Source organism: Achromobacter sp. MFA1 R4, assembly GCF_900156745.1.
Taxonomy (GTDB): domain Bacteria; phylum Pseudomonadota; class Gammaproteobacteria; order Burkholderiales; family Burkholderiaceae_B; genus Achromobacter.
In genome coordinates, this window is the sequence record NZ_LT707065.1 from 5,485,826 (window position 1) to 5,504,767 (window position 18,942).

Below are 18,942 nucleotides of genomic sequence, written 5' to 3' on the forward strand. Positions count from 1 at the left end.
CGACAGCCGCCATTTTGCCTGAATGCGGCAGCGGCTGCGCCCTCACGCACTGCCCTACTGGCGGATGGGCGAGCTCATCGTGCCCGTGCCCGTGCCCGGCGCAGGCGCCATGCCCGGTGCGGGCGCCATGCCCGGCGTGGTGCCGGCCGGCGCCATGGTGTCGGCGGGCACCTGGATCACGGTTTCGCGCAGCACGCCGCCGCCCTGCACGCTGCCTCGCACGTTGGTGGGCGAAGTCATCTGCGTGATGCAATTTTGGCGCTGCGCTTCCGGCAGGCGATTGCAGCGGGCCAGCATATTCTGCTGGAGTTGGTCAGGACTGCCTTCCTGCAGATTCTGGCGGCTACGCTCCTGGCGCGCGGCGCCGGCCTCGCGCAGGCACGCATCCAGCGATTGCCCGGTAGTGCCGCTCTTGCAGGCCGCAACGTCCTGCTGGTAGCGGGATTGCGACGAGCCGTTGGTGTCGGCGGCGCTGGCGGCGCCGGACGCCAGCATCAGGCCGGCCGTGCAGAGAATCGCAGCAAGACGCTTCGAGGGCATGGAAACAGGTTTCATGGTCAGCTCCTTTAGAAGAGATTGAACCCGGGCGGCGCGTCGTTGCGTTGCGCTGCCCACTGACCTCACTATCCCATGACGGCGCGATGGGGGACATGTCCAGCGACGTGAATTCGTAAGGTTACGTTTCAGCGCTAAAAATGGGGACGCAAAAGATCAGCGGGCGTCCTTGTCCGCCTCGGCCTTGGTCAAGCGGCTGCGATAGGTGGCGGCGCGCATCAGCAGCATGGCCGTGACCGGGGACGACACAATCAGCAGCAGCGTGATGATGACCTCATGAAACACCGGCCGCGCGGACATCGCCGAAAACACCAGGATGGAGGCCGCCAGCACGCAGGCGCAACCCAGGGTGTTGCCCAGCGTGGGCGCGTGGATGCGCGACTGGAAATCGCGGAAGCGCAGGAGACCGGCCGAGCCGGTCACGGCAAGCAGGCCGCCCAGCACCAGCAGGATGCTGGCGGGAATGGAGGCCCACAGCGGGAGGTCGACGTCCATCATGGCTCGATGACCTCGCCGCGCAGCAGGAAACGCGCCATCGCGGTGGATCCCACGAAGCCAAAGAGCGCGATCAAGAGCGCGATGTCGAAATAGACGGACGTGCCGGAACGGATGCCGAACACCAGCATCGTCAGCATGCCGTTGATATACAGCGTGTCCAGGGCCAGGACGCGGTCCTGGGCGGTGGGACCGCGCAGCAAACGGATGGTGGCAAGCACCATGCCCAGCGCAAAACACAGCAAGGCAAAGGATGCCGCCCAATACAGTACGGAATTCATTCAAACATCTCCATCAACGGGCGCTCGTAGCGCTGTTGCACCAGCTCGAACCAGTGGTCTTCGTTCTGCAGGTCCAGCACATGCAGCTTCAGGCTGTGGTCCTCGGTCAGGTCCACCCAGACGGTGCCGGGCGTGTACGTGACGATGCAGGCCAGCAGCGCCAGGCCATGCGGATCGCGCATGGTCAGGGGGATCTTGATGAACCCGGGCGAAAACTCATTGGGGCGCGGATTGAGGATCAGCTTTGCCACCGCGATGTTGGACCGGATGATGTCCAGCGTCACGCGCAGCATGAGCGGAACCGCCTTCCACAGCCGGCGCGGCCGCGCGTGCAAGGGGCGCAGGCGCGCGGCGGCCCACGTGAACCACAGCGCCAGCGCGAGGCCCAGCGCGATCTGTCCGGGCGAAACGCTTTCGTTCAGAACCAGCCACAGGACGAACAGGAGCGTGGGCAGGATCAGGAAGTAAAGTCGGCGCATCAGCTTCCTCCCATGGCGCCGCGCACGGTCTGCGCGGACATGACGGCGTCGATATAGGATGCGGGCTGGTCCAGCGACCGGGCCGCATCGTCCAGGTAGGCCGATACCGGTCCGGCGCCCGCGGCCAGGCCCACGCACAGCAGCACCAGCACCGCCACCGGGCCGGCCTCGATGAGGCGCAGGCGCGGCGTGCTGCGGTCGTCGCTGGCCCAGAACACGCGGATGCCGGTGCGGCCCAGCCCGATCAGGCCCGCCAGTCCCGACACCAGCACCGCCGCCACGAGCAGCCAGGCGTCCCGCGGCGGCGCCGACTCGGTCGCGGCGGAGACGGCCGCCGACAGCAGCGAGAACTTCGCCACGAAGCCCGACAGCGGCGGCAGCCCGGTCACGAGCAAGGCGCAGGAGATGAAGGCCAGGCCCAGGAAGGCCATGGCAGCGGGAATCGCCACGCCCACCACGTCGTCGGACCGGTTCACCGAGGCGGGGTCGTCCAGGTCGAAGGCATCCAGGGTGACCGCCAGCACGTTGGCGCCGAAGCTGCGCGTGCGTTCGATCAGTTCGGCCAGCAGGAAGAACGCGCCCGTCGTCAGCACCGAGCTGATCAGATAGAACAGCGCGGGCCCCGTCAGCGTGACGCCCGGCATGCCCAGCGCGGTCAGCAGCGTGCCGGCCGACACGATCACGCAGTAGCCGACCATTTTTTCCAGTTGCTGGGTCGCCAGAAGGCCCACCGCGCCGAACAGCAGCGTGGCCATCCCCGCGGCGAACATCCAGTCCAGGCTGAAGGCCGCGGGCGCGCCCGTGGGCAGCAGCAGCGACCCGATGCGCAGCAGCGCGTAGATGCCGACCTTGGTCATGATCGAAAACATGGCGGCGATCGGCGCGCCCGCCGAGCCATATCCCTTGACCAGCCAGAAGTTCAGCGGCCAGGCCCCCGCCTTGACCAGGAAGGCCACGCCCAGGATGGCGGCGCCCGCTTCGAACAGCATGCGGTCCACGCCCGCCAGGTTGCCGGCGCGCAGCGCCAGGTCGGCCATGTTGAGCGTGCCCGTCACGCCGTAGATCAGCGCGATGCTGATGAGCAGCAGGAACGAGGCCACCAGGTTCACGGCGATGTACTGCAGGCCCGCGCTGACGCGCGCCACGCCGGACCCGTGCAGCAAGAGGCCGTACGAGGCCGCGAGCAGCACTTCGAAGAACACGAACAGGTTGAACAGATCGCCCGTCAGGAAGGCGCCGTTCAGGCCCATCAGCAGAAACTGGAACAGCGAATGGAAATGCACGCCGGCGCGGTCCCAGCGGGCCAACGCGTAGATCAGCGTGGCCAGTCCCAGCACGGCGGTCAGCGTCAGCATGACCGCCGCCAGCCGGTCCACCACCAGCACGATGCCGAACGGCGCGGGCCAGTCGCCCACCAGGTAGGCCCCTACCCCGTTTGGCCAGACGTCCGGCACGCCGCCGCCGGCCACGAACAGCAAGGCGATCGCGGCGGCCAGTTGGGCCAGGGTCGACACCAGCGCGATGCCGCCGCGCGCATAGCGGCTGGTGTCCGCAAGCAGCAGCATGGCCGCGCCCGCGACCAGCGGGATGATGATGGGCAGGACAGGAAGATGTTGAAGCCAGAAACTCAAGATTGGGACTCCCGTCCGTCGACGTGGTCGGTGCCCGTGAGGCCACGCGAGGCCAGCAGCACCACCAGGAACAGCGCGGTGGTGGCAAAGCCGATGACGATGGCGGTCAGCACCAGCGCCTGCGGCAGCGGATCGGCATACCAGGAAGGATCATGCGCCGAGGCAGGGTCCACCACCGGCGGACGGCCGGAGGTCAACCGGCCCATGCCGAAGATGAACAGGTTCACCGCATAAGAGACCAGCGACAGGCCCATGATGAACTGGAACGTCCGGGGCCGCAGCAGCAGCCAGACGCCCGAGCCCGCCAGCACGCCGATCGCGGCAGCGTATATCAATTCCATCAGGCTTCTCCTGTTTGAGCGGCGGCCGCCTGGAGTTCGGCGGCGGCCTTGCGTTGCGCGCGCAGCGATTGGTGGGCCAGCGCCACCAGCACCAGCACGGTGGATCCCACGACCAGCATGTACACGCCCAGGTCAAAGAGCAGCACGCTGGACACATGCACGTGGCCGATCAAGGGCAGCGCGACATCCCAGGCGAGCGCGGAAAGGAACGGTTTGTAGGCCAGCCACGCGCTCACCGCCGCGATGCCCGCGCACAGCAGCCCGATGCCGATCCAGTTCTGGGGGTTCAGCCGGCTGCGCGATTCGACCCAGTACACGCCGCCCACCATGTACTGCAGGATCACGGACGTGGCGAAGATCAGGCCGCCCACGAAGCCGCCACCCGGCTGGTTGTGGCCGCGCAGGAGAAAGTACACGGAGATCAGTGCGGCGATCGGCAGCAGCAGGCGCACCAGCACCGCCGGCACCATCATCGACCCGGGCGGCACCAGCGACTTGATGTCGGGCGCGTCCGGGATGCCGCCGTCCTGCTCTTTCTGCTGGCGCGGCAGGTCGGCGCTTTCGGCCGCCGGACGGAAGCGCCGCAGCAGCGCGTAGACCGTGAGCGCCACGATGCCCAGCACCGTGATTTCGCCAAAGGTATCGAAGCCACGGAAGTCCACCAGGATCACGTTGACCACGTTGGTGCCGCCGCCGTCGGGCAGCGCCCGGTCGACAAAATAAGAGGAAATGGGATTGGTCTGGGGCCGCGCCAGCACCGCGTAGGCCAGCGCCGCCATGCCGCTGCCGGCCGCCACGGCCAGCGCCAGGTCGCGCAGGCGGCGGCCCCGGGCCAGCAAGGTAGCCTTGAGGCTTTCCTCGTCGTCCTGCTCGATGCGGCGCGGCAGCCAGCGCAGGCCCAGGAGCAGCAGCACCAGTGTGACGACCTCGACCGACAACTGCGTCAAGGCCAGGTCGGGCGCGGAAAACCAGACGAACGTCAGGCAGGTGATCAGGCCCGCCCCGCCCGCCAGCGCCAACGACGCCAGGCGGTGGTACTTGGCCTGGAACGCCGCGGCCAGCGCGCAGGTGCCGCCGACCAGCCACAGCAGCGCGAATACCGGGTCGACCGGCGTCAGGCGCATCGCGCCGTCCAGCCAGCCCCCTGCCCGCAGCGGCAGCCACGCCACGAACAGCGTGCCCACGACGATCAGCACCATCTGCACCTGCAGGCGCGTGGACGACCCCCAGCGCAGCAGCCACGAGGCCGCGACGCTGGAGCCCTCCAGCAGCGCCTCGAACGTGCGGCGGCCATCGAGGCGGTAGATGAACGGCACGCGCCCGGGATTGGCGCGCTGATGGGCGCGCAGGGCCAGGTACAGGAGCACCCCCGCCGTCGTGGCGACCAGGCTCATGGCCAGCGGCAGGTTGAAGCCATGCCAGACGGCCAGGCTGTATTCGGGCATGTTTTCGCCCAGGATGCTCTGCGCCGCGGTGGCCAGGAAAGGCCCGACGGTCAGGCTGGGCACGATGCCCACCAGCAGGCACATGAACACCAGCAGCGCGCTGGGCAGGAGCATCCAGCGCGGCGGCTCATGCGGCGCGCGCGGCAAGTCGGTGGCGGGCGGGCCGAAGAACACCTGCAGGATGAAGCGCAGCGAGTAGGCGACGCTGAAAGCGCCCGCGATCGTGGCGAGCAGCGGCAGGCCGAGCTGCACGTACCGGTCGCCGCTGACGAAGGTGGTCTCGGCGAAGAACATTTCCTTGGACAGGAAGCCGTTCAGGAGCGGCACGCCCGCCATCGAGGCCGCGGCCACCATCGCCAGCGTGGCCGTGATGGGCATGGCCTTGTAAAGGCCGGACAGCCGGGTCAGGTCGCGCGTGCCGGTTTCGTGGTCGACCACGCCGGCCGCCATGAAGAGCGAGGCCTTGAACGTGGCATGGTTCATCATGTGGAAGATGGCGGCCACCAGCGCCAGGGTGCTGTTCAGCCCCAGCAGCAGCGTGATGAGGCCCAGGTGGCTGATCGTGGAGTAGGCCAGGACGCCTTTCATGTCCTGCTGGAAGATCGCGGCGTAGGCGCCCAGCACCAGCGTGACCAGACCGAGGCCGCCGATGATCCAGAACCATTCGTCGGTGCCCGACAGGACCGGCCAGAAGCGCGCCAGCAGGAAGACGCCTGCCTTCACCATGGTGGCCGAGTGCAGATAGGCCGACACCGGCGTCGGGGCGGCCATGGCGTTGGGAAGCCAGAAATGGAACGGGAACTGGGCGCTCTTGGTCAGCGCGCCCAGCGCCACCAGGATCAGCACGGCCGGATACCAGGGATCGGCCCGGACCAGATCGCCCGCCGCCAGCACGCGGTCCATGTCGTAGCTGCCCACGATATGGCCCAGGATGAGCACCCCGGCCAGCAGGCACAGCCCGCCCGCCCCGGTGACGGTCAGCGCCATGCGCGCGCCGCGGCGCGCGTCCAGGCGATGGTGCCAATAGGCGATCAGCATGAACGACGCCAGGCTGGTCATTTCCCAGAACAGCACGAGCTGGATCAGGTTGCCCGACAGCACCACGCCCAGCATGGCGGCCATGAAGGCCTGGAAGAACGAGAAAAAGCGCGGCACCGGGTCTTCCGGCGACATGTAATAACGCGCATACAGCACGACCAGCGCGCCCATGCCCGACACGATCAGCGCGAACAGCCATGCATAGCCATCCATGCGCAGCGTGAACTGGAGCCCCAGCGCGGGGGCCCAGGGCATGTCCGCCCGGATCACTCCGCCGTCGGCGACGTCGGGATACAGCGTAGCGACCAGAACCATGCAGGCAAGGGCGATGAGTCCAGCCAACCACGCCTCGGCGTTGCGGGCGTTGGACGGCAGCAGCGCGGCGCACAGGCTGCCGATGAAAGGCAGAGCGAGGATCAGGATCAGCGACATGGCGTTCCGAGAATGTCCGGGCCCCCTCCCGCCAGCACGAGGCAGCAAGAGACGAAACAGACCGGGGATTGAAAGACGGACGGAACCCTGGCCCGGTGCGTCGCTGCACTACACGTTGCCCCGCGGGGACATCAACCAACGCCATTGAACGGCGCAGACAGAAACAAACGCAATAGCTTTCTTGCAAGACCGGGCAAGAATCTCATCCGAAAAATATCAGATTCTTGTAAGTTATGCAGAGATTTATGCATTTACCCGGCTAATGACAGCACGATGACTGCGCAATCAATGCGCAACGCAAGCCGCTCAAATTGTGTCCTGGCGGATTTCACCCGGTGCAACGGGGGCCGAACCGACCGTCAGACAGTCTTTTTCCTGCAAATGCCGGCATTTCCGCCGAATTCGCCGATCCGCGATCACATTTGAGATTCGTCATGGCAGGGACAATCCCGAGTTGACCCTGGGGGCATACCTGTGTGGAATTGCGCCCACGAGGCGTAGTCTTGCCGCACCCCGGCAAGGCGCGCCTCACCGAAGCCGGCCCAAGAAGCCGGCCGGCTCGGAACAACAATATGGAGAAGACTCTTGAACGTGTTGTCACATGCCAAGGCCGTCCTGGCCGCCGCCGTCGCCGGCCTCTGCTTGACCTCCGCCGCCCAGGCCGCCGACCCCTACCCCAACAAGCCGATCCGGCTGATCGTCCCCTTCGCCGCGGGCGGCACGACCGACATCGTCGCCCGTATCGTGGCCGAAGGGCTGGGCCGTGAACTCGGCCAGCCCGTCGTCGTGGAAAACCGCGGCGGCGGCGGCGGTTCCATCGGCGCCGACGCCGTGGTGCGCGCCGAGCCCGACGGTTACACGCTGGGCGTCGCCACGGTCAGCACCATGGCGACCAATCCGGCCACCAACCCCAAGAACCCGTACAACCCGCTCAAGGACTTTGCGCCCATCACCAACCTGGTGAACGTGCCCAACGTCATGACGGTGAACCCGAGCGTGCCCGCCAAGACGCTGGCCGAGTTCATCGCCCTGCTCAAGGCCAATCCGGGCAAGTACAGCTACGCCTCGTCGGGCGCGGGCGGCATCAGCCACCTGGACGGTGAACTGTTCAAGTCCCTGACCAAGACCGACATGGTGCACGTGCCGTACCGCGGATCGGGCCCGGCGCTGAACGACGTGATCGCCGGCCAGGTGAACGCGCAGTTCGACAACCTGCCCTCGTCCATCCCGCACATCCAGGCCGGCAAGCTGCGCGCCCTGGCCGTGGCCGCCCCCAAGCGCCTGCCCGCCCTGCCGGACGTGCCGACCTTCGCCGAAGGCGGTCTGCCCGACATGGACAACATGGCGTGGTATGGCCTGGTGGCTCCCGCCGGCACGCCGCAGGCCGTGATCGACCGCGTCCACGCCGCGGCGGTCAAGGCCCTGAAGGATCCGAAGATCGCCCAGCGCCTGGCGGACGGCGGTTCGCTGGTGGACGGCAACACGCCCGCCCAGTATGCCGCGCAGATCAAGCATGAACTCGAACTGCGCCAGCGCATCGCCAAGGACCGCAACATCGTCCTGACGAACTGACCGACGCTGGCGAAGGGGCGCTTGCCGCGTGCAAGCGCCCTTTTTGCGCCGCCGCGCCGTGTTGCCGGCTTGACTGCAAATGCCCGGGTGGTAGCATCTGCCCCCGTGCGATCCGACATTTCCCCCCTTCCCTGCGTCACCTGCGCCCTCTGCGCCCTGCGCTCAACGATGTTGAGCTCGCAGGAGGTCGCCGCGCGTTCCGCTTACGCGCGGTCCAAGCCCGGCTAATCGCCCGCCCTTCCCCTTTCTGACTCACTGCTCCGGCCCGTTGCCGGCTGCCTGCGCACATCCACGCGCCTTGCAGCCCGCACCCGGCCGGCGGGCGCACTGCCGCGTGGCGGGCGCCCGCATTCCCCTTCGCCTGCGCCTGCCCACGACGGCTCGCGGGCGGCCACGCACCGTTTTCGTTCAAGCGCCATGCAACTCACCAAGAAATTCGTCAAAGCCAAGAACCCCTGCGCGGGCGGCTACAAATGGTTTATCCGCGACCACAACGGCCAGGGGGACTACCAGGCCGTGCTCGATGCCCTGGTCGCCGATGGCCGCGTCGGCGACGCCTGCTGGCTGCTGGACCAGTTCGGCCCCACCGATGCGGTGCTGCGGCTGGACAGCCTGGATGCCAACGCCATCGTGTTCGCCGGCACGCTGGAAGTGCGCATGGGCATCAGCGTGGACACGGTGGTGCGCGCGGGCCGCAGCATCGTCACGGGCGGCGGAATCCGAGCGGGCGAATCGATCGTCGCCGGCGAGAACATCACGGCCGGCGGCAACATCGCCAGCGGCGGCAACCTGCGCGCGGGCGGCGACGTGGCCGCCGACTGGGGCATCGAAACCGCCACGCGCCTGGACTGCGGCGGCAACGTGCGCGCCAAATGGGACATCTGCGCCGGACAGGACCTGGCCGTGACGGGCCACCTGCACGCGGGCCAGGACATCGCCACGCAAGGCGCCATCAAGTGCGGGCAAGGCATCAAGGCCGGCGGCGCGGTGCGCGCCGAGAAGGAAATCCATGCCGCCTGCGGCATCCAGGCGGGCGGGGCAATCGAGTGCGGCGACCATCTCGCCTGCGGCTGGGGCCTGATCGCGGGCGAGGACATCCGTGCCGAGGGCGCCATCCGGGCAGGCGAAGGCGTGCAGGCCGCCGGGGTCATCCAGGCCGGCTCGGGCCATGGCGTGTACGCCGGCCTGAGCGTTCGGCTGGACGCCTGGGACGTGTGCGCGCGCGTGGTCGCGCAAACGCGGCCGTCTCAGCTCGTGAGCGGGCACTGGGCGGGGCCCGACGACACGGGCCGCGCTGGCAGCGCGCCGGACGGCCAGCCCTGGAGCGGTTGGCTGGACGTGGGCGCGGGGCGCAGCGCCGGGCCCGCGCGCTAGCCGATCCTGCGCTGCTCCACGCCCATGTCGCGCCACGCCTCGCCGTGGCAGGTGAACATGAGGATCTGGTGCCGCGTTGCGGCGTCGAACAGCGCGCGCTTCATGAAGTCGCGCCGCGCGTCGTCGGTGTGCACCAGCGCGTCGTCCAGCAGCAGCAAGGTGGGCCGGCCCGCCTCGCGCAGCAGGTCCGCATAGGCAAAGCGCGCCAGGATGCCCAGTTGTTCGCGCGTGCCGAAGCTCAGCGCGTCGAGCAGGTCTTCGCCGTTGCCACGGCGCAGCGCCGTGGGCAGGAGCGCGTCGTCCAGGCGCAGCGCCGCGTCCGGAAACAATAGCGCCAGGTAGTGATTCAGCCTGCGGGCCAGCGGCGCCTGCAGGCGCTGCGTGGCCGCGGCGCGTTTGTCGGCCAGCAGCTTTTGCAGCAGATCCAGGGCGGCCGCGCGCCGCGCGAATTCGTCCCGGCGCCGTTGCAGGCGCTCGCACGCCGCCTGCGCTTCGGAGAGGCGTTCGCCCAGTCCCTGCGCGCCGGCCTGGTCCAGCTTGCCCTGCAATTGGAGGATCTCGCCGTGGCGCTTGAGTTGCGCCTCGCGCTCGATGGCTGCGGACTTCTCGAAGCGTTGCATGTCCTGTTCGGCAAGGTCCGGCCGGTGTTCGGCCAGCGCCGCCTGGGCGGCGCGCACCCGCTGTTCGAGCTGATCGTGGCCGCTGCGCACTTCGGCAAGGCGTCCGGCGCGGGCCTGCCGCTGCGCGGCCCGCTCGGGCGACTGCAATTCCGCGCCGCGCGCCTGCGCCTGCCCTTCCAGCACATGGGCGCGGGCCGCGTCGGCGTCGAGGGCGCGCTGCGCATCGACGAGCGCCTGCTCCGCCTGGACCGCCGCGGCCTCGGCTTCGCGCAGCGCCTGGACGGCGGCGGGCAGATCATCGTCGGGCGTGTCCGAGTCCGCCGCCGGGACGCCGGCCGCCGGGTCGCCGGCCGCCGGATCGCCGGCCGCCAGCTCCGGCGCCGCCGGCAGTTTGGACAGGCGCTCCTGCAATTGCGACCTGCGGGCCAGCGCCTCGTCGCGTTGGGTCCGCAGCGCATCCACGCCCCGTGGCGCGTGGATGGCCAGGGTCTTGCGCATGGCGTCCAGTTCCCGTTGCAAGGCGCCATAGCGCGCATGGCGCTGTTCCGCTTCGGCCAGGGTTTCGACGTCCGCGCGTTTGAGCAAGGCGGCGAAGGCGGCCTCGGCGCGCGCCAGATCGCGCTGCAGGGCTGGCAGGTCCTGGCCCCCGGGCTCGATCTGGAACCGGCCCACGCCCGGGAGATCCAGCTCGGCGGCGGCGGTGATGAGGACCTCGCCGGCACCGTCGACCGGCTTGCCATCCAGCAGGGCCTGGCGGCCGGCATCGAGCCGATAGCGCAGGCGCGTGGCGACGGACTGCTGCTGCAACTGCAGGTTGCCGACCTCGCGCCCCGCCTTGCGCAGCGCCTCGATCTCGGCGTCCGACATCTCAAGGCGGACCGCCTCGGCCTTCAGGGCCGACCCCTCGGCGATCAACTGCGCCACCGCGTTCAGGGCGCCGTCCAGGCGTTCGATCTCGGGACTGAGCTGGGCCAGCTGGCGGTCGAGGTCGCGGCGGTCGGCCAGGGCCTGCAACTGCGTCACGCGCCGGCGGGCGGACTCGAGCGCCGCGGCACGGGCCTGGCGCTGCTGCTGCGCGCGGGCCAGCGGCTCCTGCGCGGCCTGCACGTGGGCGCGGGCGGCACGGGCGTCGCGCAGCAGCGCCTGATAGTCGGTGTCGTCCTGTTGGTCGCGCCGGACCTGGTCCTGCAACAGGGCGAGCGTCTGGGCGGCCTGGGCCTGCTCGCGTTGCAGGCTTTCGAACGCCTCGCGCTCCTTGGCCAGCGCCGCCAGGCGCGCGCGGGCCTGGGCGGCCTTGGCCTCGAAGTCCTTCCAGGGCTGCGTCGCCTGCGCGCTTTCGTGCTCGCGCCGCAGCACAGCCAGGCGGTCGACGTCCGCATTGAGCTGGGCCATGGCCTGTTCGCACTCGTCGCGTTCGGCGGCGGCGCGGACGAAGGCGTCTTCGGCCTCTTTGTAACTGCCCTTCGGACGGCCGTTGCGCGCATCCAGCAGCGCGGCCCGCTCGGCGGACACGCGCTCGAACAGGCGGTCGCCGTCGCCGGAGGCCAGCTCGCCGGACAGTTGGGTCAAGGCGTCGCGCAGATGCGCGCCCGCGTGGCTGGCGGCCTCCTGGAGATTCTGGCCGTCGCCCTGGCGTATCCAGAGCAGGCCCGGAACGCCGGCCAGGTCCGGTTTGCTCTGGCCGCGTCCAGTCAGTTCAAAGCCGAGCAAGGCGGCCAGCGCGTTCTCGGCTTCTTCGCCGTCCAGCCGCTGCGCGCCGTCGTCGATGACGAGTTCACAGCGGGCCCGCGACAGGAACTGCTTCTTCAGCAGGTACGCGTGATCCGCGTGGGTGAAGGCCAGTTCGACGGTGGGGCGCGCGCCCGACTCGCCGCGCGGCGCCAGGTCGGCGACCTTGCTGGTGCTGTAGCGTTCAAGAAACGCGGCCCGGATGGCGGCGGCCACGGTGCTCTTGCCCGCCTCGTTGGGGCCGACGAACAGGTTCAGGCCGTCCTGCAGTCCTTCCAGGGACAGCGGCTGGCGGAACTTGCGGAATTCTTCGAGGAAGATGCGCGACAGTTTCATTTTGCGGCTCCCGGCGCAAGCGTCTCGCGCTGGAATCGCAGCAGCAGCCGCAAGGCCTCGCCGGCCACGGCGGATTGCTCCTCGTCCGCCTGCAATGCCTGCAACTGGGCGGCGACTTCGCCCACGTAACCGCTGGCACGCAGCTCCGCCAGGTCGGCCTCGTCGGGCTCCAGGCGCAGGCCCGACAGGTCGGGCAGCAACGCCCTCACCTGCGCCGCGGCCTGGTCCACCGCCTTTTGCAGCGCGTCCCAGGTTTCCAGGTTGACGTGGCCCTGCACGTCCAGGCGCAGGACGTCCTCGGCCCGCAGCGCGGCCATGCGCTCGGCCAGCGCCTGGGCATCGGTGGGCAGGCTGAGGGTTTCGGTCCAGGCGGACCAGCGGTACTTGCCGGTGGCGATGCGCTCGACCACGGGCACGGCGCCAGCCTGGGCGATGCGCACGTCCAGCACGTAACCGGGCTCGTTGCCGCGAAAGCGGTCCTGTTCGGGCGTGCCGGCATACCAGGTGCGCTCGTCGATGGACAGGCAGCCGTGCCAATCGCCCAGCGCCAGGTAGTCCAGCCGGGCGCGCGCCGCGCGGTCCGGTGCAATGGGGTTGGTGGCATCGACCGTGTCGGGCAGGCGGCCTGCGACGCTGCCGTGCGCCAGGCCCACGCGCAAGCGGCCGGACGCGGACGCCAGCGCGTCGAACGCCTGGGTGACGTCGTCGTAGGTGTGGCGCTGCGTGAGCGGCGCGGCAAGGACGGCCAGATTGGCGTCCGGCAGATCCACCACGCCCGTGGCGAGCGGAACGTGGACATTCGCGGGGATGCAGCCCAGTTGCATGGCGCGGCTCCAGACGCTGTCGGCCAGCGCCGCGTCGTGGTTGCCGGCGATCATTACCCATGGCCCGGCGTAGCCCGCCATGGCGGCAAAGAGACGCCGGATCGTGCGGTCCGACACGCCTTGCGTGTCGAAGACGTCTCCGGCGACCAGCACCGCGTCCACGCGGCGCTCGGCGGCCAGGGCGGCGATGCGGGCGACGACATCGAAGCGGGCCTCGGCCAGCATGGCGGCATCGTCGGTTTCGAACTGGCCGTACTGTCGGCCGATCTGCCAGTCGGCAGTGTGCAGGAAATGGGTCATGCGGCGATTTTGGCACAAAGAAACGGACGCTCCCGCCGGTGCACGCGCGCATTTGTCCACCCAAAAAGCAACGGGCCGCGTTGGCGCGGCCCGTGGGCGTTTGCGTTCGCGCCCGCGGCGCGAATGGGTTGGACCGTCCCGGAGCGACGGGTGGACGGTGCCGGGGCGTCAGGCGCCCTTGCCGCCCAGCACGAGCGGCTGGCTGGACGCGGCCTTGCGGTCGTAGCGCGACAACCCGAGGCCGTCGGTGCTGATCGCGGGCCGTTGGCCCATCACCAGGTCGGCTACCAGCTTGCCGGACCCGCACGCCATGGTCCAGCCCAGCGTGCCATGACCGGTATTCAGATAGAGGTTGCCGTAGCGCGTGGGGCCGACGACCGGCGTGCTGTCCGGCGTCATGGGGCGCAGCCCGGTCCAGAATTCGGCTTGGGCCACGTGCCCGCTGCCGGGGAACAGGTCGTTCACCACCAGTTCCAGCGTCTTGCGGCGGGCGTCCTTGAGCCGCAGGTCGAAGCCGGACAGTTCCGCCATGCCGCCCACGCGGATCCGCTTGTCAAAGCGCGTGACCGCGATCTTGTAGGTTTCGTCCAGGATGGTGGACACCGGCGCGGCGGCTTCGTTTTTCATGGGGATGGTCAGCGAATAGCCCTTGACCGGGTACACCGGCAGGTCCAGCCCCAGGGGCTCCAGGAACCCGCGCGTGTAGCTGCCGAACGCCGCCACGTACCGGTCGGCGGTCAGGACCTCGTTGCCGACGCGCACGCCGGCGATCTGGCCGCCCGCCGTGTCCAGGCCCGCGACGGCCTGGCCGAAGCGGAATTCCACGCCCAGGGCGGCGGCCATGTCGGCCAGCCGGCGGGTAAAGAGCTGGCAGTCGCCGGTCTCGTCGTTGGGCAGCCGCAGGCCGCCGGAGAGCTTGTGGACCGAATTGGCCAGCGCGGGCTCCGCCGTCACGAGGCGGTGGCGGTCCAGCAGTTCGTAGGGGACGCCCACCTCTTCCAGCACGGCGATGTCGCGGCGGGCGGCTTCCATCTGGGCGTCGGTGCGAAACAGCTGCAGCGTGCCGCGCGTGCGCTCTTCATAGTGGATGCCGGTGGAGGCGCGCAATTCGCGCAGGCAGTCGCGGCTGTACTCGGCCAGGCGCAGCATGCGCTCCTTGTTGACGGCGTAGCGGTCGGCCGAGCAGTTGGCCAGCATGGCCGCCATCCACTTCAATTGGTACAGGCTGCCGTCCAGGCGGATCGCCAGCGGCGCATGCTTCTGGAACAGCCACTTGAAGGCCTTGAGCGGGATGCCGGGCGCTGCCCAGGGGGTCGAATAGCCGGGCGACACCTGCCCGGCGTTCGCGTAGCTGGTTTCCTGCGCCGCGGCGGGCTGGCGGTCCAGCACGGTGACTTTGGCGCCCTGACGGGCCAGATAGTAGGCGGTGGTGGTGCCGATGACGCCGCTGCCAAGGACGATCACATGCATGATGCTTTCCAGTGTTTGGTTTTGTACGGGAATTTCGGTAGTCTATGAGCCCCTCAGCAGTGAAAAGCACTGAAGATTTTGTTTTGCCAGGGCTTTTTCTCGGCAAGATCGGGTTTTCTGACCGGCAAAAGTGAAATGCGCGAACTCGACCGAATCGACCTCAAAATCCTGGATATCCTGCAGCGTGAAGGCCGCATTTCGGTCACCGATCTGGCCGAGCGCGTGAACCTGTCCGCCACCCCCTGCTCCGACCGCGTCAAGCGCATGGAACGCGAAGGCGTCATCACGGGTTACCATGCGCGCGTCAATCCGGCGGCGCTGGGCAAGAACCTGCTGGTGTTCCTGGAAATCAAGCTGTCGGCCAAGTCCGGCGACGTGTTCGACAAGGTCAAGAAAGAGCTGCTGTACGTGCCCGAGGTCATGGAGTGCCACCTGGTGTCGGGCGATTTCGACTACCTGGTCAAGGCCCGCCTGACCGAAATGAATGAATACCGCCGCCTCCTGGGTGAAATCCTCAAGCGTCTGCCCGCGTCCGCCGAATCGCGCAGCTATGTCGTCATGGAGGAGATCAAGGAGACGCTGTTCCTGCCGGTGGACCGCTAGGGCCGGTTCACACTAAAAGAAGACATGTCCCATAAAACATGACCCGGGCCGGCCCCGTCCGGCCGGTTTTGTTACCGGAAAATCCTGCGACGGCTGCTATGCTGCGGCCCTCCGGCGCGCCATCACATTCGTCCGCCCCCATTTTTTGCTCTTGCCTATGACTCGCCTCTACAAATACTTTTTCCGTGGCCTGATCACCGTCCTGCCGCTGGCGCTGACGATCTACCTGCTGTATCTCTTCCTGGCCTGGACCGAAGGCGTCGCGCTGACCTTCCTGCGCCCGTTCATCGGCGGCTTCTATGTGCCGGGCATGGGATTGCTGCTGGGCATCCTGGGGATCCTGGCCATCGGCTACCTCGTCTCCAAGGAGCGCGTGCAGCGCTTCCTGACGCTGGTGGAAATGCCCTTTACCAACCTGCCGGTGGTCAAGAGCATCTATTCGTCGCTCAAGAGCTTTGCCGATTACTTTTCGCCAAGTTCCAAGAACACCGCCCAACAGGTCGTCATCCTGCGCATTCCGGGCCAGCAGCTCGAACTGGTGGGCCTGGTGACCCGGCGCGGCATGGACGGCCTGCCCGAAGGCTTCACGCAGGGCGAGCGCGTCGCGGTCTACCTGCCCATGGGCTACATGATCGGCGGCTATACGGTCTTCGTGCCGCAAGAGTGGGTGCAGCCCATCGAGATGTCGGTCGAGGAAGCCATGCGTTCGTCCTTGATCGCCTGGATGGCGCGGTCCGAAACCGGCAACGGCCGTCCGGTGCCGCCCGCCGGCCCGCCGGCGCCCGCCGCCCAGCAGCCCGCCGAGGCCGCCCATCCGGCCAATACGGCCAATGCCGCCAATGCCGCCAATGCCGCCAATCCGGCCAACCCCGCCAACCCCGGCGCCCCGGGCAGCGGTCCCGTTTGACCCCTCGCCCCCACGGATTCACCCAGTATGCGCATCATCGAATTCACGCTTGCCGCAGGCAGCCCCTATATTGAAATCAACCAGCTCCTGAAGGCCACGGGCGTTTGCGACAGCGGCGGCGCGGGCAAGATGCTCGTGGCCGACGGCCAGGTCCGCGTTGGCGGCGAGGTCGAAACGCGCAAGACGGCCAAGATCCGCGACGGCCAGATCGTGACCTGCGGCGACGTGCGCATTGTGGTGCGCGCGCCGGACGCCGGCGGCCAAGCCTGATTTCCCGTTGAACCTGACCCGCCGCGAGCCGCCATGAAACTCAAGATGTCCCAGAACTCCATCTTCGCCGTGCTGCTGCGCTCGCCGTGGTGGATGGCCGCCGGCGTGGCCGTGCTGCTGAGCGCGGGCGGCTTTGCCGCGTTGCCGCTGGAGTACGCCGCCATGGGCGTCTTCGCTGCCGTGCCGTTTGCCGTGATCGCCATCATGGCGGCCTACAAGCAGCTGCGCGCGCCATCCGGCGCCCGCGTGCAGGCCGTGACCCAGGCCGTCGCCGCGATGTCGTGGGCGGAGTTTTCGCGGGTCGTCGAAGCGGGATTCCGGCGCGATGGCTGCGAGGTCGAGCGCATCCAGGCGCCCGGCGCCGACTTCGCGCTGAGCAAGGACGGCCATGTGGCCATCGTCGGCGCCAAGCGCTGGAAAGCCGCCAGGCATGGCGTGGAGCCGCTGCGCGAGCTGCAGGCCGTGCGCGAGCGGCGCGGCGCCCGCGAAGCCATCTACATCGCGCTGGGCGACGTGTCCGACAATGCCCGGCAATATGCCAAGGCCCAGGGCGTGTCGCTGATGACGGCGCCCGAACTGACCAAGCTCCTGCGGGACCTGAAAACCTGACGGCCCGGCCGGGCCTGGATCTCCCTCACCGAACCCTGGGCGTTTTTTCCGATGATCTATCGCATCCTTGCCGACCTGGTGCTGGTCGTGCATGGCCTCTTTGTCGCATTCGTGATGTTCGGCGGCCTGCTGGCCCTGTGGAAGCCGCGGGCCGCCTATTGGCATCTGCCGGCGCTGGCCTGGGGCGCGCTGGTGATCGGCATGGGCTGGATCTGTCCGCTGACGCCGCTGGAAGTGTCGCTGCGCGAACGCGCGGGACAGGAAGGCTATGCGGGCGGCTTCATCGAACACTACGTGCTGGGCATCATCTACCCCGAGGGCATCACCCGTACCACGCAGATGCTGCTGGCCGCGTTGCTGATCGTGGGCAATATCGTGGTGTACGCCGTGTGGGCCCGCCGGCGGGCCGGCGCCCGACACGCGGCGGCCGCGGCGCGCAGGTAGCGCCCGCCGAGCCGCCCGGCCCTGCCTACAGGTTGCGCGCGATCACCAGGCGCTGGATGTCGCTGGTGCCTTCATAGATCTGGCAGACGCGCACGTCCCGGTAAATGCGCTCGACCGGGAAATCCTTCAGGTAGCCATAGCCGCCCAGGGTCTGGATCGCCGCCGAGCAGACCTTCTCGGCCATCTCCGAGGCAAACAGCTTGGCCATGGAAGCTTCCGTCAGCGCGGGCCGGCCGGCTTCGCGCAGGGCGGCGGCATGCAGCACCATCTGGCGCGCCGCATGGATCTGCGTGGCCATGTCCGCCAGCCTGAACGACACCGCCTGGTGCTCGATGATGGGCTTGCCGAAGGCCTGGCGGTCGCGGGCGTAGTCGCGCGCGCACTCGAAGGCGGCGCGCGCCATGCCCACCGATTGCGCGGCGATGCCGATACGCCCGCCCTCCAGGTTGGAAAGCGCGATCTTGTAGCCCTCGCCCTCTTCGCCCAGGCGCCAGGCGGCGGGAATTCGCATGTCTTCAAACGCGATCTGGCAGGTGTCGGACGCATGCTGGCCCAGCTTGTCCTCGACCCGCAGCACCTTGTAGCCCGGAGTATCGGTAGGCACGATGAAGGCGGAAATGCCGCGCTTGCCCGCGTCGGGATCGGTCACCGCGAAGACGATCACCGTCTGCCCGTTGCGCCCGGAGGTGATGAACTGCTTGGCGCCATTGAGGATGTAGTCCTCGCCGTCGCGCCGGGCGCGGGTGTGCAGGCTGCTGGCGTCGGAGCCCGCCTGCGGCTCGGTCAGCGCAAATGCGCCGATATGCTCGCCCCGCGCCAGCGGGCGCAGGAACTGCGCCTTCTGCGCGTCATTGCCGAATTTCAGGATGGGCATGCAGCCCACCGAGTTGTGCACGCTCATGATGGTGGAGCAGGCGCCGCTGCCCGCGGCGATCTCTTCCAGCGCCACCGCGTACGCGAGGTAGCCGCTGTCGTTGCCGTCCCACGCCTCGGGCACCAGCATGCCGAAAAAGCCCAGTTGCGCCATCTCGGCGATGGCGTCGGCCGGATAGTGGTGCTCGCGATCCCAGCGCTCGGCATTGGGCGCGAGGCGCTCCTGCGCAAACCGGCGCGCCATCTCCTGGACGCTTTGCTGTTCATCGGTCAAAAGCATGCTTGTCTCTCCTGGTGCAGGGGCCGGCGCGCGGC

Annotated in this window: 18 protein-coding genes; 7 read left to right on the forward strand and 11 right to left on the reverse strand. The window is 68.6% G+C overall.

Annotated features, from left to right (window positions below; translation table 11 throughout):
* Window positions 1-54 precede the first annotated feature (54 nt).
* The 7 genes from BXA00_RS25090 to BXA00_RS25120 all read right to left on the reverse strand — a co-directional run bounded on the left by BXA00_RS25090 (window position 55) and on the right by BXA00_RS25120 (window position 6,697).
* Entirely contained in the window at window positions 55-555 is a 501-nt protein-coding gene (locus tag BXA00_RS25090) for a hypothetical protein (protein ID WP_076521083.1), read from the reverse strand.
* A 156-nt stretch (window positions 556-711) separates the two neighbouring features.
* Entirely contained in the window at window positions 712-1,053 is a 342-nt protein-coding gene (gene mnhG / locus BXA00_RS25095) for a monovalent cation/H(+) antiporter subunit G (protein ID WP_076521084.1), read from the reverse strand.
* On the reverse strand, window positions 1,050-1,331 hold the full coding sequence (locus BXA00_RS25100) for a K+/H+ antiporter subunit F (protein WP_076521085.1): 282 nt from the start codon (window positions 1,329-1,331) through the stop codon (window positions 1,050-1,052). Before BXA00_RS25100 ends, mnhG begins: the two co-directional genes overlap by 4 nt.
* Complete coding sequence (locus tag BXA00_RS25105; protein WP_076521086.1) at window positions 1,328-1,810, reverse strand: Na+/H+ antiporter subunit E; 483 nt, start codon at window positions 1,808-1,810, stop codon at window positions 1,328-1,330. Before BXA00_RS25105 ends, BXA00_RS25100 begins: the two co-directional genes overlap by 4 nt.
* The gene (locus tag BXA00_RS25110) at window positions 1,810-3,441 is read right to left on the reverse strand and encodes a monovalent cation/H+ antiporter subunit D (RefSeq protein ID WP_076521087.1); all 1,632 of its coding nucleotides are present in this window, start codon (window positions 3,439-3,441) and stop codon (window positions 1,810-1,812) included. Before BXA00_RS25110 ends, BXA00_RS25105 begins: the two co-directional genes overlap by 1 nt.
* Window positions 3,438-3,782, reverse strand: coding sequence for a Na+/H+ antiporter subunit C (locus tag BXA00_RS25115; protein WP_076521088.1), 345 nt, complete (start codon window positions 3,780-3,782; stop codon window positions 3,438-3,440). Before BXA00_RS25115 ends, BXA00_RS25110 begins: the two co-directional genes overlap by 4 nt.
* On the reverse strand, window positions 3,782-6,697 hold the full coding sequence (locus tag BXA00_RS25120) for a monovalent cation/H+ antiporter subunit A (protein WP_076521089.1): 2,916 nt from the start codon (window positions 6,695-6,697) through the stop codon (window positions 3,782-3,784). The genes BXA00_RS25115 and BXA00_RS25120 overlap by 1 nt, the downstream gene beginning before the upstream one ends.
* 585 nt (window positions 6,698-7,282) lie before the next feature.
* On the opposite strand from BXA00_RS25120, the gene BXA00_RS25125 reads away from it, so the two are divergent.
* Together BXA00_RS25125 and BXA00_RS25130 are read left to right on the forward strand one after the other, a co-directional pair.
* Window positions 7,283-8,269, forward strand: a complete 987-nt coding sequence (locus BXA00_RS25125; protein WP_076521090.1) for a tripartite tricarboxylate transporter substrate binding protein — start codon at window positions 7,283-7,285, stop codon at window positions 8,267-8,269.
* 417 nt (window positions 8,270-8,686) lie between these two features.
* On the forward strand, window positions 8,687-9,643 hold the full coding sequence (locus tag BXA00_RS25130) for a hypothetical protein (RefSeq protein WP_076521091.1): 957 nt from the start codon (window positions 8,687-8,689) through the stop codon (window positions 9,641-9,643).
* Here BXA00_RS25130 and BXA00_RS25135 read toward each other — a convergent pair.
* From BXA00_RS25135 to BXA00_RS25145, 3 genes are all read right to left on the reverse strand, one after another.
* Complete coding sequence (locus BXA00_RS25135; RefSeq protein WP_076521092.1) at window positions 9,640-12,327, reverse strand: AAA family ATPase; 2,688 nt, start codon at window positions 12,325-12,327, stop codon at window positions 9,640-9,642. The two genes, BXA00_RS25130 and BXA00_RS25135, sit on opposite strands and share 4 nt — an antisense overlap.
* Window positions 12,324-13,451, reverse strand: coding sequence for a DNA repair exonuclease (locus BXA00_RS25140; protein WP_076521093.1), 1,128 nt, complete (start codon window positions 13,449-13,451; stop codon window positions 12,324-12,326). Before BXA00_RS25140 ends, BXA00_RS25135 begins: the two co-directional genes overlap by 4 nt.
* Before the next feature lie 168 nt (window positions 13,452-13,619).
* Window positions 13,620-14,921 (reverse strand): D-amino acid dehydrogenase, encoded by a 1,302-nt coding sequence (locus tag BXA00_RS25145; protein ID WP_076521094.1) that lies wholly within the window; start codon window positions 14,919-14,921, stop codon window positions 13,620-13,622.
* Window positions 14,922-15,056: 135 nt separating this feature from the next.
* Here BXA00_RS25145 and BXA00_RS25150 point away from each other — a divergent pair, with 135 nt between their 5' ends.
* The 5 genes from BXA00_RS25150 (at window position 15,057) to BXA00_RS25170 (ending at window position 17,754) form a co-directional block, all read left to right on the forward strand.
* Window positions 15,057-15,524, forward strand: coding sequence for a winged helix-turn-helix transcriptional regulator (locus BXA00_RS25150; protein WP_076521095.1), 468 nt, complete (start codon window positions 15,057-15,059; stop codon window positions 15,522-15,524).
* Window positions 15,525-15,681: 157 nt separating this feature from the next.
* Entirely contained in the window at window positions 15,682-16,431 is a 750-nt protein-coding gene (locus BXA00_RS25155; protein WP_076521096.1) for a DUF502 domain-containing protein, read from the forward strand.
* A 27-nt stretch (window positions 16,432-16,458) separates the two neighbouring features.
* Complete coding sequence (locus BXA00_RS25160; protein ID WP_076521097.1) at window positions 16,459-16,701, forward strand: RNA-binding S4 domain-containing protein; 243 nt, start codon at window positions 16,459-16,461, stop codon at window positions 16,699-16,701.
* Window positions 16,702-16,734: 33 nt separating this feature from the next.
* Window positions 16,735-17,310: a restriction endonuclease gene (locus BXA00_RS25165; protein WP_076521098.1), complete on the forward strand. Its 576-nt coding sequence runs from the start codon at window positions 16,735-16,737 to the stop codon at window positions 17,308-17,310.
* 51 nt (window positions 17,311-17,361) lie between these two features.
* On the forward strand, window positions 17,362-17,754 hold the full coding sequence (locus BXA00_RS25170) for a DUF2784 domain-containing protein (RefSeq protein WP_076521099.1): 393 nt from the start codon (window positions 17,362-17,364) through the stop codon (window positions 17,752-17,754).
* Between the two features lie 25 nt (window positions 17,755-17,779).
* Here BXA00_RS25170 and BXA00_RS25175 read toward each other — a convergent pair whose 3' ends face one another.
* On the reverse strand, window positions 17,780-18,907 hold the full coding sequence (locus tag BXA00_RS25175) for an acyl-CoA dehydrogenase family protein (protein ID WP_076521100.1): 1,128 nt from the start codon (window positions 18,905-18,907) through the stop codon (window positions 17,780-17,782).
* Window positions 18,908-18,942 lie beyond the last annotated feature (35 nt).